General features: G+C 44.3%; 13 protein-coding genes. 11 read left to right on the top strand and 2 right to left on the bottom strand.

The features are described 5' to 3' along the window. Window positions 1–110: 110 nt before the first annotated feature. The gene (locus RL70_RS06870; protein ID WP_052245824.1) at window positions 111–719 is read right to left on the bottom strand and encodes a hypothetical protein; all 609 of its coding nucleotides are present in this window, start codon (window positions 717–719) and stop codon (window positions 111–113) included. Window positions 720–731: 12 nt separating this feature from the next. Then, window positions 732–1,079, bottom strand: coding sequence for a hypothetical protein (locus tag RL70_RS06875; RefSeq protein WP_039042670.1), 348 nt, complete (start codon window positions 1,077–1,079; stop codon window positions 732–734). A 199-nt stretch (window positions 1,080–1,278) separates the two neighbouring features. Between RL70_RS06875 and RL70_RS06880 the strand changes: the two genes are divergently transcribed. From RL70_RS06880 to RL70_RS06930, 11 genes are all read left to right on the top strand, one after another. After that, window positions 1,279–2,427: a thiolase family protein gene (locus RL70_RS06880; protein ID WP_039042671.1), complete on the top strand. Its 1,149-nt coding sequence runs from the start codon at window positions 1,279–1,281 to the stop codon at window positions 2,425–2,427. Between the two features lie 27 nt (window positions 2,428–2,454). After that, window positions 2,455–3,603 carry an acyl-CoA dehydrogenase family protein gene (locus tag RL70_RS06885; protein WP_039042672.1) on the top strand — a complete coding sequence of 383 codons (1,149 nt, stop codon included), beginning with the start codon at window positions 2,455–2,457 and terminating at the stop codon, window positions 3,601–3,603. Between the two features lie 55 nt (window positions 3,604–3,658). After that, window positions 3,659–5,272, top strand: coding sequence for a long-chain fatty acid--CoA ligase (locus RL70_RS06890; RefSeq protein ID WP_039042673.1), 1,614 nt, complete (start codon window positions 3,659–3,661; stop codon window positions 5,270–5,272). A 572-nt stretch (window positions 5,273–5,844) separates the two neighbouring features. Further along, window positions 5,845–6,456, top strand: coding sequence for a DedA family protein (locus RL70_RS06895; RefSeq protein ID WP_039042674.1), 612 nt, complete (start codon window positions 5,845–5,847; stop codon window positions 6,454–6,456). Window positions 6,457–6,462: 6 nt separating this feature from the next. After that, window positions 6,463–7,290 (top strand): undecaprenyl-diphosphate phosphatase, encoded by an 828-nt coding sequence (locus RL70_RS06900; protein WP_039042675.1) that lies wholly within the window; start codon window positions 6,463–6,465, stop codon window positions 7,288–7,290. 171 nt (window positions 7,291–7,461) lie between these two features. Continuing rightward, window positions 7,462–8,166, top strand: a complete 705-nt coding sequence (locus tag RL70_RS06905) for a response regulator transcription factor (protein ID WP_039042676.1) — start codon at window positions 7,462–7,464, stop codon at window positions 8,164–8,166. After that, window positions 8,156–9,511 (top strand): cell wall metabolism sensor histidine kinase WalK, encoded by a 1,356-nt coding sequence (locus tag RL70_RS06910; protein ID WP_039042677.1) that lies wholly within the window; start codon window positions 8,156–8,158, stop codon window positions 9,509–9,511. The genes RL70_RS06905 and RL70_RS06910 overlap by 11 nt, the downstream gene beginning before the upstream one ends. Before the next feature lie 43 nt (window positions 9,512–9,554). Then, complete coding sequence (locus RL70_RS17830; RefSeq protein ID WP_052245825.1) at window positions 9,555–10,283, top strand: PepSY domain-containing protein; 729 nt, start codon at window positions 9,555–9,557, stop codon at window positions 10,281–10,283. 506 nt (window positions 10,284–10,789) lie between these two features. Further along, a complete protein-coding gene (locus RL70_RS06920) occupies window positions 10,790–11,692 on the top strand; it encodes a chemotaxis protein (protein ID WP_039042678.1) in 903 nt (300 codons plus the stop codon). 161 nt (window positions 11,693–11,853) lie between these two features. Next, entirely contained in the window at window positions 11,854–13,260 is a 1,407-nt protein-coding gene (locus RL70_RS06925; protein ID WP_039042679.1) for a sodium:alanine symporter family protein, read from the top strand. A gap of 151 nt (window positions 13,261–13,411) precedes the next feature. After that, entirely contained in the window at window positions 13,412–15,529 is a 2,118-nt protein-coding gene (locus RL70_RS06930) for a methyl-accepting chemotaxis protein (RefSeq protein ID WP_039042680.1), read from the top strand. The last annotated feature ends 270 nt before the right edge of the window (window positions 15,530–15,799 follow it).

Raw genomic sequence — 15,799 nt, forward strand, 5'->3', positions numbered from 1 at the left:
GCAACTCGCCCGATTCCACTCGCCAGCAAGGTTAGCGTTCAGAAAAAAGAACTGCCGAGCGGCCAAGGATGTCCCTGATCACCCGGACAGCTCGTTGCTGTCTTTTCAGTTTACACGATTTTCTCGATGGTTGCTTCTTCTGCCGTCAAATCGTCAAGACGGCGTCGCATAGATGCGATGTCATCGTCTTTGGCGGAATCGCGATTCATGGGTTCGTCAGACGAAGGCTCAAGATCTGCAGAGAAAATGCGATCCATCCGGCTATTTGCCCGTTTTGCGTTTTCTTCACCCATTAACTTCAAACGGCGGACTTGCATATCTTTTACTTTGTGCTTCATGCTTTCAAAACGGCGTTCCAACGCAATCATGGACTCCGTCGTGTCCGTTTCAAGAGAACGCAATTCGTCTCGGCGTCGACTATAAGCTTCGGCCTCGTCTTTCGCGTAGTTGATAAGCGCTTCGTCTCCTGTTGCTTCAGCTAAAGAGAGTTGTTCTGTCCGTTTGTCAGTGAGCTGTTCCGCTTCGAGTAATTCCTTTGTGACTTCATCGCGCAAAATCCGTTGGCGCTCCAAAAGTTTCCCAACTGCTTTCGTTTGTTGCTCGGCTTCCTTGATGGTTTCGTTTAACACATCTGCGGCATTTTGAGTATTGCGTTTTGCTGTTATCTGTTCGAGATCGTCTTGTACGGCGAATTTGAATTTATACCATAGTTCATTCATCAAAAGCCCTCCTTATTTATTGAATTCGTTCCATTGTTTTTCAAACTTTGCGAACGGATCTGCATCGATTACATTGTTATTTGTACGTTGGTTCAGTTTCCATTTGCGCCATGCATAGTAGGCTCCGGCTGCAGCAAGAAGTCCGATGAATGCAGGGATGTTTGAAATTCCTGTTAGGACTCCGACTAACATGACGATTCCCCACAGAATACGACCGATTGTTGAGTCACTTTTACGGAAGTAGTGGTAACCGAAGACTGCGGCAGCTGCTGAAAGCGCGAGTGCTACGATAGAGCCTATATTGGCGACTGCTACAATTGCGGCGATAATTCCGAAGACAATGAGTAGAAGTTTTTTCATGATTTGTGGTGCCTCCCTTCGTTTGTACCCTAATGATAAGACGGAATGGGATTTATCCAAACAGGCTTGGTGTGGAGATTTGTCTCATACTTTAGGATGAGATCCTATCGAGACTATGAAACAAAGATTGAAACCGCTTTCAATAATTGGTATAGTTATTAGAAAACTAGGACTATTCTAATGTGAAGGAAGTGTCGTAATGAGAGAGACTGTAATCGTTGCGGGTGTTCGGACTCCGGTAGGAAGAAGGAAGGGGAGTCTCGCCAATACGCGACCTGATGAACTCGCTGCGCTTGTTTTGGATGAACTGATGGAACGGGCGGGCGTTGCGAAAGAAGAAACGGATGATGTCATCCTTGGTTGTGTCACCCAATCAGGAGAACAAGGTGGGAATATCGCACGTTCAGCTGTGCTTATTGGTGGGTTTCCGGTAACTGTTCCGGGTGTAACGATTGACCGTCAATGTGGATCGAGTCAACAAGCGGTTCACTTCGCATCGCAGGCGATTGCAAGTGGGGATATGGACGTCGTGATTGCGGGTGGAGTGGAAAGTATGACTCGAGAGCCGATGTTCTCCAATATGCATGTCGCTAAGCCTAGCGGCAAATTGATGTCACAGTATGAAATCATCAATCAAGGCCTTTCTGCGGAACGGATAGCTTCAAAATGGAAGCTATCGCGTGAGACGCTTGATCAGTTTGCATATGATAGCCACCAGAAAGCCATGCAGGCAATCGATGGAGGACGGTTCGATGAAGAAATCATTCCCGTTGCCGTGATGGACCAAGAAGGAAACTCGAAACTATTTTCTATAGATGAAGGACCTCGACCTGAGTCGACGCTAGAAGCGCTGGCTGGATTGAAAACGGTATTTGATGAACAAGGCGTCATTACGGCAGGAAACGCGAGTCAAATGAGTGATGGGGCATCCGCGGTATTGCTCATGAGCCGAGATAAGGCCGATGAGCTTGGCGTTAAGCCGATTGCGCGAATTGTGGCGCGAACAGTAGTCGGTTCAGATCCGACGCTTATGCTTACGGGTCCGATTGAAGCAACCCATCAAGTGTTAAAGAAATCCGGGTTGACGATTGACGACATGGATCTCTATGAAGTGAATGAAGCGTTTGCGCCTGTGCCGCTTGCATGGCTTGCGGAAACGGGAGCGGATCGTGCAAAGTTAAATGTGAATGGCGGGGCGATTGCACTCGGCCACCCCCTTGGTGCAACGGGGACGAAGTTGCTTGTATCGCTGATGCACGAATTAAAACATTCCGGAGGACGTTATGGGTTACTCGCGATTTGTGAGGGAATGGGTATGGCCAATGCAACAATTATTGAAATGATTTAATCCCAGTGAAAAGGGAGGTTCATATAAATGAAGCGCTATCGTTTTGAGACGGAAGAACATGTGTTATTCAGAAAGACGCTTCGGAAATTTCTAGAAAAGGAAGCAGTGCCACACTACGATGAGTGGGAGCAACAGCGCATTGTTCCAAAAACGTTTTGGCGGAAACTTGGCGAGATGGGCTTTCTTTGCCCTCAAATTGACGAGCGATATGGCGGGTTGGGATTGGATTTCAGCTACGGTGTCATTATCGGCGAAGAGATGGAAAGAGTCGGTGCAGGTTTGACAGGAATTGGTTTGCATAATGACATCGTTGTCCCATATATTGAATCGTACGGGACAGACGAGCAGAAAGAGCGGTATTTGCCGGGGTGTCTGACGGCTGATTTCATCACTGGAGTAGCGATGACTGAGCCAGGAACTGGTTCAGACTTAGCGAATGTCCAGACGAGCGCTCGTAGGGAAGGCGATTTCTATATTGTAAATGGTCAAAAGACGTTCATTACGAATGGAGTCAACGGCAACTTGTTCTTGACAGTTGTCAAAACGGACGACCATGCGGAGCCTAGGCATCGCGGAATCAGTCTTCTGCTCATTGAAGAAGGAATGGAGGGCTTCACAAAAGGGCGTAAGCTGAACAAAGTCGGCATGCATTCACAAGATACTGCTGAGCTCTATTTTGAAGATTGTAAAGTGCCTGTTGCGAATCTGGTTGGTGAGGAGAATAAAGGCTTTCACTACTTAATGCAAAAATTACAGCAAGAACGTCTCATTGTCGCACTATCTGCACAAACGGCCTCAGAAGACATGTTAGAGATGACGCTTGAGTATGTGAAGGAACGGCAAGCATTCGGCAAGTCGATTGGATCTTTTCAAAACACACAGTTCAAGTTGGCGGAAGTGGCAACAAAAGTGGAACTTGGAAAGACCTTCTTGGAGTCATTAATTGAAGAGCATATGAGCGGTGCGGATGTCGTCACAAAAGTATCGATGGCGAAATACTGGATTACGGAAAGTGCACGGGAAATAGCAACGGAGTGCATGAAATTGTACGGTGGCTACGGTTATATGGAAGAGTATAAAATTGCCCGACGCTATCGCGACATCCCCGTAACGTCGATTTACGCAGGAACGAACGAAATTATGAAAGTGATCATCGCTAAAAATCTTGGTCTTTAATTCATATGTATGACATACGCATGACCAATTTAAAGGACAAAGGGAGATGGCCATAATGATGCAAACACCACTCAATTTAACGTCGTTCATCCGACGTGCTGAACAGTTTTTCCCGGAGAAGCTCATCATTTCACGTACCGCAGCAGATACAATTCACCGCATCCCGTATCGCGAATTTGCGAAACGGACGCGGAAGCTTGCAGACGCACTGACGAAACTAGGAATGCAGCACGGAACGAAAGTAGCGACGTTCGGTTGGAACCACCATCGTCATCTAGAAGCGTACTTTGGTGTACCTTGTACCGGAGCGATTTTGCATATGGTCAATATCCGTTTGTCCCCTGAACATATTGCGTATGTCATCAACCATGCAGAAGACGAAATTCTCTTAGTAGACGATAATCTGTTCCCACATCTTGAGAAGCTGGCACCTCTACTGAAAACAGTGAAACACTATGTCATAATGGGCGACAGCAAAGAAGTGCCAGATACGAACTTACCGAATGTCTATGCGTACGAAGCACTTCTCGAGGATGCTTCGGACACATTCGAATTTCCAGAGGATTTGGATGAAAACACGCCTGCTGGCATGTGTTATACGTCTGCAACGACAGGCAATCCGAAAGGCGTCGTCTACACGCACCGTGGGATCGTGCTCCATAGTTATGCTCTCGGACTAGCAGACGCAATGGGATTGAATGAGCGGGATGTTATTATGCCGGTTGTACCGATGTTCCATGTCAATGCTTGGGGACTGCCGTTTGCTGCTGTGTTCTTTGGTTCTACACAAGTGCTCCCGGGGCCAGGAATTATCCCAGATTTATTGCTAGATTTGATCGAACAAGAAAAGGTGACGCTGACGGCGGGAGTGCCAACAATTTGGCTAGCTGTATTGAAAGCTCAAGATGCCAAACCACGTGATCTGTCTTCATTACGCGCGGTTGTCTGTGGCGGTTCGGCTTCGCCGAAAGGGTTGATACGCGCATTTGAGGAACGTTATCAGGTTCCGTTCATTATTGGGTACGGCATGACGGAAACCTCGCCACTCGTCAGTTTGTCGGTGTTGACGTCGGGCATGGATGACGTCACGATGGACGAAAAAATCGATATTCGTTCGTTGCAGGGTCTTGTGATGCCAGGACTGGATGTGAAGATTGTCAACGAAAACGGAGAAGTTCCGTGGGATGGCAAGACGATGGGAGAGCTCGCGGTTCGAGGACCATGGATTGCGGATGAATACTATAAAGATGAACGGACATCAGAGGCATTCCGTGACGGTTGGCTGTATACAGGAGACATTGCGGTTATGACGGACTTCGGCTACTTGAAACTGACAGATCGGACGAAAGATCTGATCAAGAGTGGTGGCGAGTGGATTTCATCCGTAGACTTGGAGAATGCGCTCATGTCACATGATGCTGTGTTTGAGGCTGCGGTAATTGCAGTGCCACATGAGAAGTGGCAAGAACGTCCTCTTGGCTGTGTCGTATTGGCGGATGGTCGGGAAGCGAATGAGGCCATGAAGGCGGAACTTCTGAAGTACATGGAAGGACAATTTGCAAAGTGGTGGGTCCCGGACGACATCATCTTTATGGAAGAGATTCCGAAAACCTCTGTCGGGAAGTTCTTGAAAGCCGAGTTGCGCAAACAACTGGTTGAAGTGAAGTAAGTATGGACAATGGAGCCCGTCTGGCGGAGAATGCTGGACGGGTTTTGTTGTGCTGAAGTCATAGAATGGAAGCTTGTTTCGTAAACTAATAGAGATTGGGCGAAACTTGTGGCGGGGGATGTCGTCTTTATGACAAGCTAGGCGAGTTGGTTATGATCAGATTTTGGGATTTATGAGCAGAATGCGAGGGTTATGATCAGATTCCGGGATTTATGAGCGGAATGCAGGGTTTATGATCACATTTCGAGATTTATGAGCGGAATGCGAGGGTTATGATCAGATTCCGGGATTTATGAGCGGAATGCAGGGTTTATGATCAGATTCCGGGATTCATGAGCGGAATGCGAGATTTATGATCAGATTCCGGGATTTATGAGCAGAATGCGAGGTTTATGATCACATTTCGAGATTTATGAGCGGAATACGAGGTTTATGATCACATTTCGAGATTTATGAGCGGAATCCAAGATTTATGATCACATCGCAAGTTTTATGAGCATTTTCCTATGATCTATCAGCAATAGTAGTGGGCGTTATGCAGTATAGTGACAACTAGTGACGGGAGGGCGTGGATGGAAGAGTGGATCATGGAGTTGTTGGCGGAATATGGCTATTATGGCGTGCTTGCACTCATCTTAGTGGAAAACCTGTTTCCTCCGATTCCCTCTGAACTGATTTTGACTTTCAGTGGTTTTTTAGTGGCATCCCACAGTTTATCAATGGGATGGATGATTGCGGCGGCTACGACCGGATCAGTAATCGGAGCCATGTTCCTATATGGAATCGGCATGTTTCTTGATGTTCCCCGGCTCGAACGACTTACAGATCGATATGGTCGTTGGCTCAGGCTGAAGAAGAAGGATATTCGTCGGGCGGATGCATGGTTTCACAAGTATGGACCTTGGACAGTGCTCATTTGTAGAATGGTTCCGCTTGTTCGAAGCCTCATTTCGATACCAGCGGGAATGTCTGGAATGAACTTCCCTCTTTTCATCATACTCACGACTTTAGGAAGTTTGGTTTGGAACAGTGTCCTCATTTTTATGGGGGTCAAGCTTGGGGCGAACTTTGAATCGGTCATCCGATATATGGACATCTATTCAAACGTTGTGTATATTTTAATAGGAATTGGCGGAGTGATCGCATGCATCTCGTATGTCAGGCTTCGCAGAAAGTGGGTATAATCAACTATGGATTTATTTGAACTTTTAAAAGCGCTTCTGTTAGGATTTGTTGAAGGAATGACAGAGTTTGCGCCTGTTTCGTCCACAGGGCATCTAATTATTGTCGATGACATGTGGTTGAAAAGTGAAGAATTTCTTGGGAAATATCCTTCTATCACATTTAAAATTGTTATTCAGCTCGGTTCAATACTAGCCGTTGTTGTCGTGTTTTGGAAGCGGCTATTCAGTTTAGTCGGTCTTTATAAAGTGGAAGGTCAAAAGGCGAGCAAAAGTTTCAACTTGCTTCACGTGATCGTTGGTATGTTGCCTGCTGTTATCCTCGGATTTGCTCTAAAGGATTTGATCGATGACTATTTGTTTGGCGTTGAAACGGTCATCGTCGCACTTGTCGCAGGTGCGATTCTCATGATCGCGGCAGATCGATTTGGACCAAAGACTCCACGCGTAACAACTCTTGACCAAATTACATACCGTCAAGCCTTTACCGTTGGACTCGTTCAATGTTTGTCACTATGGCCAGGATTTTCACGATCAGGTGCCACGATTTCAGGTGGTGTATTATTTGGGATGAACCACAGAACCGCAGCGGACTTTACGTTTATAATGGCGGTTCCGATTATGATGGGTGCCAGTCTTGTTTCTGTGATGAAAAACTGGGAGTACCTATCGATGGATCATATCTCGTTCTATGTCGTAGGATTCCTCAGCGCATTCGTGTTCTCGCTGCTGTCAATCCGGTTCTTCCTGAAACTAATCTCGAAGATCAAACTCGTTCCATTTGCAATCTATCGAATTGTATTAGCGATTATTTTAGCGATTATCGTATTCTTCTAAGAAGCATCCCCGCTAACAAAGCGGGTTGCTTCTTTTTTGTATGCTTGCATTTAATTTCTCTTACTAGACAGAAAACTGATAGAATTAAAGGAAAACTTGTTTTGACAAAATCCGCAGCACAAATATAGAAGCGAATGATGTCTAGCAACTAAGTGACGGGGTGAGTTTTTTATGACTGAAAAAGTATTGATTGTTGAAGATGAAGAAAGTATCGCTCGCGTCTTACAGTTAGAGCTCGAATTTGAGGGCTACGAAGTGTCGACGTGTCATACCGGAACGGACGGTCTCATTATGTATCGTGAACAAGAATGGGATCTGGTTCTGCTGGATCTCATGTTGCCAGGTCTTAATGGTCTGGATGTTTTGCGACGTATTCGTGCCGATGAAACGATGACCCCGGTTATTTTACTGACGGCGAAAAGTGATATGGAAGACAAAGTGACGGGGCTTGATTTAGGCGCCAATGATTATGTCACGAAGCCCTTTGAGATTGAAGAATTGCTCGCACGAATTCGTTCAGCGTTAAGGTTCTCTGCCAAAGGAGTGCCTGAAGAAGCAGATGTTCATTTACATGAGTTTAATGGCATTTCCATTCATGACCAAACTCGGGAAGTCCGTTGTGATGGAAGCCTCATCGAACTGACTCCGCGGGAGTATGACTTGTTATTCCATTTACTGAAGCATCCGAATCAGGTGTTGACGAGGGAGCAATTACTCGATGCAGTGTGGGGATATGATTATTACGGAGATACGAATGTTGTCGATGTCTACATACGATATGTTAGAAAGAAGATTGATCCCGAATGTGGTCCATCGTTCATCCATACTGTGCGAGGAGTTGGATATGCACTAAAGGACTCGCGTCATGAAACTTAAAAATAAGATCCACTCCCTTTCCACTTTGATGATGCTGATTTTACTTATTCTTAGTAATATAGGAATTTACTTCACTTTCGATCGGACTCAACATAAAACCGAATTCAGTCAACTGCTTGGAAGTGCGAAAGAATTAACGGTTGCGCTCAGCAAAATGACGGACGAAGAAGAAGCAGAGATTATTTTACGTGCGTATGTACCTCCGAATGGGGCTCTGCGAATTGTTGGGAAGAACGGCAATGAAGTTTTGTCAGTACAGTCAATGGAAGGGTTAGACCAAAAGTTCCCGGTTCCGGATAAGAGTGAGGAATATACACTTGTTCCTTACGATGGGTATGAAGCCCTTTCGATTGCAATCCCTACAATCTGGCCGACTGGGGAAGTGGTCCAGCTTGAGGTCACTCAAGTTTTGACTGACTTAAAAGCGAATTTAAGATTGTTGAAGATGGTTATGATCGGCATTACGTTGTTTGCCATGATCCCAATCATTATTTCAAGCATCACGCTTGGAAGAATTGTTACACAGCCAATTGAGAAGCTCATCCAAGCGATGACGGATAGTCGGCGCTCAGGAACGTTTCAGCAAATTGTTGTTCCGGAAAAAGGGAAAGACGAATTGACACAAATGGGTCAGACGTTTAATGATTTAATGGTTCAGCTGGAACAAAACTATCGCAAGCAGGAAAAGTTTGTGTCAGACGCCTCTCACGAATTAAAAACACCAATTACAGTCATAGATAGTTATGCGAGGCTGCTCGAACGTCGCGGAATGGACAAGCCGGAAATTGCACTAGAAGCACTGACGGCGATACGTAATGAGACGAAACGGATGACCGAAATGATTGAGCAAATGTTGGACCTTGCCCGAAATAACGAACCAGCCTCCTACGTATTCGAAGAGACAGATGTGCGTGTAATTGTGGATGATGCTGCCCAAATGATTACGAGCGCCTATGGCAGAGCCGTTCAAATTAAGGGGTCGGATCAGCTGACTTTATCAACAGATGGGACTCATTTAAAGCAGCTTTTAATAATCTTGCTCGATAATGCGCGGAAATATAGTGAACGTGAAATCGATGTTGAGATGGAAGAGCGAAATGAATATGTGCGGATTAGTATCCAGGATTACGGAAAAGGAATTCCTGAAAAAGATATCCCATACTTATTTGACCGTTTTTATCGGGTGGATGAAGACCGTAGCCGTAAAACGGGAGGAACCGGCTTAGGACTTGCCATTGCAAACGAAATTGCGATTGGTCTAGGGGCGAAGCTCGACATTGAGAGTGAGGAAAGTAAAGGGACGAAAATAACAATTTGGCTATTAAAAGCGTCTGATTCTCAGTGAATTTTAATGTCTACCTGGTACTTTAAAGGAGAGGTGAACCGATATGAAAAAGAGCAGGAAATTTTTGCTGCCATTCAGTCTCGTGCTACTCCTGGTGGTTGCAGGTATGCTTTATATGAAAAGCATCGTTTCTCACGCGGATACCATTCCGTCCGACTCGATCAAGAACCAACTGGAAACAATGTACAATGGCGAAGTAAACAATTTATTATTGCATGATAATATATATGGGGCGACACTAACACGGGAGGGATCCGTCTATGCGGTTCGTGTGGATGGAGCAACAGGGAAAGTCCTATCAATGATTTTGAAGGAGCCTTCGACAGAACTGGTTTCAAAACAAAAGGAAGCTGCTGAAAAAGCTAAGAAGGACGAGTCATCGGTTGGAAAACCGGAGGAAGTGCCTGCTCAGTCAGCGCCAGAAAAGCCTAAGCCACAACCGGAGACTCCAACTGAGGCTCCAAAACCAGCTCCGGTTCAGCCGAAGCCGCAACCCAAACCGCAACCCAAACCACAAGAGAAACCTCAGCCCAAACCACCTGTAAATAAGCCGGCGCCACAGACAACGGTTTTACTTACAGAACAACAAGCCATTCAAATTGCATTGCGTCAATTGAATGGCGAAGTGGATGACGTCGATTTTGTCAAAACGTCAGAAGGAGGCTATTACCTCGTCGAAATCGAAATTGACGTAGATGATGGTCCTGACGAAGCGACCTATCAAATCCACGCTATCTCTGGCAAGATTATGTCCGTCACATGGGACGACTGATTTTTAAGTGAATACTGAATGAAAACCAACCAACCAGCATGTGCTGGTTGGTTTTTTATTGTAGTCAATCGAGATTTATGAGCAAATCGCAGAGGTTATGATCAAATTTCGTAATTTATGAGCACAATCCAGGGATTATGATCACATTTCGTGTTTTATGAGCACAATCCAGGGATTATGATCAAATTTCGAGATTTATGAGCAAATCGCAGAGTTTATGATCATTTTTCGTAATTTATGAGCACAATCCAGAGGTTATGATCACATTCCGCGATTTATGAGCAATACCCAGAAGTTATGATCAAATTTCATGATTTAAGAGCACTTTTAATCATCTCGCAGACACAGATCTGCCAACAGATCATCATAATTTGAGAAAAAGAGGGAAGAGCCCTCAATGATTGGATACATTATGCCGAAATAGACTAGTAGAGCCGCTTCGCACAGAACGGCGGGGCATGAGACGAACGATAAAAATTGCGACTACATGAAAAGGACTGATTGCAATGGCTTATGAAAGCGGAATACTATTAGAGAGCGGTACAAACGAACTGGAAATTGTGGAATTCGAAGTGGCAGGAAGTCGGTATGGCATTAACGTCATTAAAGTAAAAGAGATTATCGTGCCGATGCCGATTACACCCATCCCTCACGCTGATCCTGCAGTAGAAGGTATCATTCAATTGCGCGGTGAAATCTTGCCCGTCATTAGTATGGAACGCGTATTAGGAATGGGACCGTCTGCGAACCCACAAAATGACAAGTACATCGTTTCATCTTTCAATAAACAACAAGTCGTGTTCCATGTACACAACGTGACGATGATCCACCGGATTTCATGGGATGCAATTGAGAAGCCATCTGGTGCGTACTCGACAGAAACCTCTCCAGTCATTGGAGTCATCAAGCTTGGTGGTGACATGATGTTGTTGCTGGATTTTGAAAAAATCGTCATGGAAATTAGTCCTGAAACAGGAATCCGCCTAGAGCAAATCAAGAAGCTAGGGAAGCGGGAGCGTTCTGATAAGCGTTTACTCGTTGCGGAGGATTCTCCACTTTTACGGAAGTTGTTGCAGACGACGTTAGCTGAAGCCGGTTATGAGCGAGTAGATTTTTTTGAAAATGGGAAAGATGCGCTCACCTATTTGGAAAAGGTTGCGGAAACAGGTGATGTGGCGGATACGATCCAACTCGTCATTACAGATATTGAAATGCCACAAATGGATGGTCATCATTTCACTAGGAGGATTCGAGAACATAAAGGTCTTGCGAAACTACCGGTCATCATCTTCTCTTCTTTAATCACAGATGAACTAAAGCACAAAGGAACAAGCGTAGGTGCAGACGAACAAATCAGCAAACCTGAAATTGCAGAACTTGTCTTAAAGATTGATCAATACGTGATTTAAAAATATTCTGTGTATATAAATTTCTATTGCAATACATGCAGTGTCGGTGGTTTACTAAACCATCGGCATTTTTTCTTGTCTACCCTTTAAAAAAAGAGGGTATAGGAAGAAGCAAGTTGGATTGAAGTTTAATAGAATACAAAAAGTGGAGGTGTGGCTTGATGCTTACAGATTTTTTAAATTGGATAACAGGCTCGTTCAGTAATTATTTGTGGTCGTATGTACTTATCGGCTTGTTGCTAGTGCTCGGACTTTACTTCACCATCGGAACGAAGTTTGTTCAATTTCGTCTCTTCGGTGAAATGTTCCGATTGATAACTGAAAAGAAAGATAGCGAAGATGGTGTTTCGGCATTCCAAGCGTTTACAATCAGTGCAGCCTCTCGAGTAGGTACAGGAAATGTGACTGGTGTCGCTCTTGCCATTGGAATTGGTGGTCCGGGTGCGATATTTTGGATGTGGATTATTGCAATTATTGGAATGGCAACCGCTTTCATTGAGAGTACGTTAGCACAAGTCTATAAAGTGCGAGATGGTGATACGTTCCGAGGTGGTCCAGCGTACTATATGCAAAAGGCGTTGGGGTTAAGAGGGTTAGGAATTGTTTTTGCTATATTACTGACACTATGTTTTGGTTTTATATTTAACGCAGTTCAGTCAAATACAATTAGTCAGTCGTTCTCGGATGTGTTTAATGTTCCGGATTGGGCTGTAGGTATTGTTCTTGTTGTGTTAACAGCAATCATAATCTTTGGCGGTGTTAAAAGGATTGTAAAAGTAACTCAAGCGATCGTGCCCGTCATGGCCACATTATATATTATTGTAGCTTTGTATATTGTTATTGTGAATATTACTGAAATTCCTGCAATGATTGCTTTGATTGTTGAGCATGCATTCGGCATTAAGGAAATGGTAGGTGGCGGTGTCGGAGTTGCGATCATGCAAGGTGTTCGTCGAGGGTTATTCTCAAACGAAGCAGGTATGGGTAGTGTACCAAATGCTGCTGCAACAGCAAACGTGACGCATCCTGCGAAACAAGGACTTGTTCAGAGTCTTGGGGTGTTCTTCGATACGATAATTATTTGTTCTGCGACAGCGTTCATTATTCTACTTGCTGGTCTTTATGATAAAGGCGAGACAGATGGAATCCTGTTGACACAAGCTTCCATGGCGGAGCACGTGGGTTCTTGGGCTCCTTATTTTGTAGCGATTGCAATTTTGTTCTTTGCATTCAGTTCAATAATCGGAAACTACTATTATGGGGAAACAAATATTGAATTCATCAATGCGCATAAGGTTTGGATGACGGTGTATCGTCTTGCTGTACTGGGCATGGTCATGTTCGGTGCAATGGCGAAAGTCCAGACTGTATGGGATCTTGCGGATGTCTTCATGGGTCTGATGGCTGTATTGAACCTCATTGTCATTGCAGTCTTGAGTCGAACTGCCTTCAAAGTATTGGATGACTTTACTATTCAGCGTCGCAAAGGGTTGAATCCTAGGTTCCAAGCAAAATCGATTCCAGGGTTAAAGGGAACTGAATGTTGGGGCGAAGAACAATCAAAGTAACTGCTAAATTGCAATAAGAAGGAAATACAAGAAGTCACTAGATGAGTCTTTTGTCTAGTGTCTTTTTTGTGACGAAAGTTCTAAATGCTATCCTTTGAATATGCTATTAGGTATAATCGTTAAGTCTTAAAGTATAGAAGGGATGTACATAATGAAAAAGTCGAAAAGTGTTGTCTTTAAACTCTCCTCACTTATAATAGGAGTGTTTTTCCTGTTGTTTGCGCTCTATGCATTTGGAACTATGATTTACACACATAGCATTACCGTAAATGATGCTGAGGAAATTGCAACAACGAATACAGAGCGAGTTGCATTAAAGCTAAGTGAACAATTTAAGCAAACGGATGAATCGCTTAGTACAACTAAACGAGTATTAGAAACGATGAATTCGAATTCTAAATTGTCAGCGACTGATGTTCTATCAGTGCTTCAAGCGAATCTAGAAGGAAATCCGAATGCAGTTAGTATGAGTGCTGTATTTGAAAAAGGTGTTCTTTCTACAGAAGGTTTGTCTGATTCTAACCAGAAACTTATAGACTCAGAAGGAAGGTTTACTCCGTTCTTATTGAAAACAAAAGATGGAATGCAAATTGAACCTGCAAGTGGTTATGAAGAATCGGGCCAAGGTGATTGGTATTTACGGCCAAAAGCCGATAAGAAATCTTATTTCCAAGAACCGACAACGTATGAGGTAGATGGGAAAAATAACAGTTTTACTTCTCTATCCGTGCCGTTACTAACAGGAAACGGGGATTTTGCAGGGGTAATCAGTGCAAACATGTCACTAGATTTTCTTGGAGAGTTAACTAAAGAAATTGCACCTGAAGGCGGATATGCTTCTGTCATATCTGACGATGGCGTACTTATCCAAAACAGTCTGAAAGAGCAACTGAACAATTCGAATATGAAGGACGCCATCGATTGGCAGCCTGTGAAAGACAAATTAACAGCTGGAAAAACAGACTCACTATATGTGGATTCAAAAACATATGACGAAAAAGCATTCAACGCCTTTGCTCCAATTACCTTGAATGGATTTGAACAGACATGGTCCGTCCAAACAGTATTACCACGCACAGTAATCGTTGCTCCTTTTGCACGCATTGTGATCTTTACGTTAATTGCGGCTGCAGTTATGGTGGTATTAATGGGTCTCGTTACCGCATTTTTCGTATATCGCCACATAAACCCACTGACACGTATTCAGAAATCGATGGAATTGGCGGCGTCAGGAGATTTGACGGAACAAGTAGATGTGAGCAAGCTGAAGCAAGACGAAATTGGCTCTGTTGCCACTTCGTACAACCATATGCTCAGCCAAACAAATGAAGCGCTTGTGGAAGTATTGTCTGCTTCTTCACGACTTACGGATTCATCCGCTCAGGTAAATCATGCGTTTGAAGAAATCGTTGCGTCCAGCCAAGAGGTCTCAGTTGCAACAGAAGAGATTGCTCAAGGAGCATCTAAGCAATCAGAAGACACAGAAGAGACGAGCCACCGCATGGGGGACCTCGCAGATCAGATTACGGCCATTTCAACACTATCTGAAAATATGGATGGCTTATCACGTCAAACAGTGGAGTCTACGCAAAACGGACTTGCAGAAGTCGATCGGTTGCGCGAACAAAATGAGTTGGCAAACCGTATGAACGCCCAAGTGGAGCAGCAAATGACAGCCCTAACAGACAAAATTTCAGGCATTAACCATGTTATTACGTCCATCCAGGATATTACTGCTCAAACGAACCTGCTCGCGCTTAACGCGAGTATTGAAGCAGCGCGTGCAGGCGAGAACGGAAAAGGCTTTGCCGTAGTTGCTGAAGAAGTACGTAAGCTTGCGGAGCAATCGAGCCGCGAAACAGGAACAATCCAACAGACCGTCCAAGAAATTCTGGATCAGTCGAAAGCTACTGTTGACGTGATTGCTCAAAACACGAAATCAATGAAGACTCAGAGCGAGTCTGTCGCGAGTACAGAAATGTCATTTGCACTCAATGCGCAACTAACTGACGAAATGAACAAATCGATCGCGGAGCTCTCAGCGAATTTATCGGAAATGGTTTCACATAAAGATCAGGCCGTACTTGCAATTCAAAGTGTATCTGCAGTTTCAGAAGAAACAGCTGCATCTGCAGAACAGGTGAGCGCTTCTTCAGTTGCCCAGCAACAAGAACTTGAACGTGTTGCAGGTTCTGTGCAACAAATGTCACGCATTGCGAGTGAACTTCAAGAAGTTGTCGAACGGTTTGAATTAGCAAAACAAGATTAAGTATATTGGGTAGTTAACAATTAAAGCAGAGGTTGAGATTGCAAAATTTCTCCTCTGTTTTAAATTTTTCATGCATGAAAATGCATCTATCTGATAAGCGGAATAGGAAGAAAAGAGCAAGGATTTTGTTTCTAATAATTTGGAGCGGTGCGAGTAACTGTCCTAACTCAATGTGTGATAAACTAGTCTTTCGAGAGAAAATCCCGGGTGCAAAACACATATAGGCGACAAAGGGAAATTAACGTCACTTTTTGCCTATTTACTGTTTGG

Source organism: Sporosarcina sp. ZBG7A, from assembly GCF_000813425.1.
Classification (GTDB): Bacteria; Bacillota; Bacilli; order Bacillales_A; family Planococcaceae; genus Sporosarcina.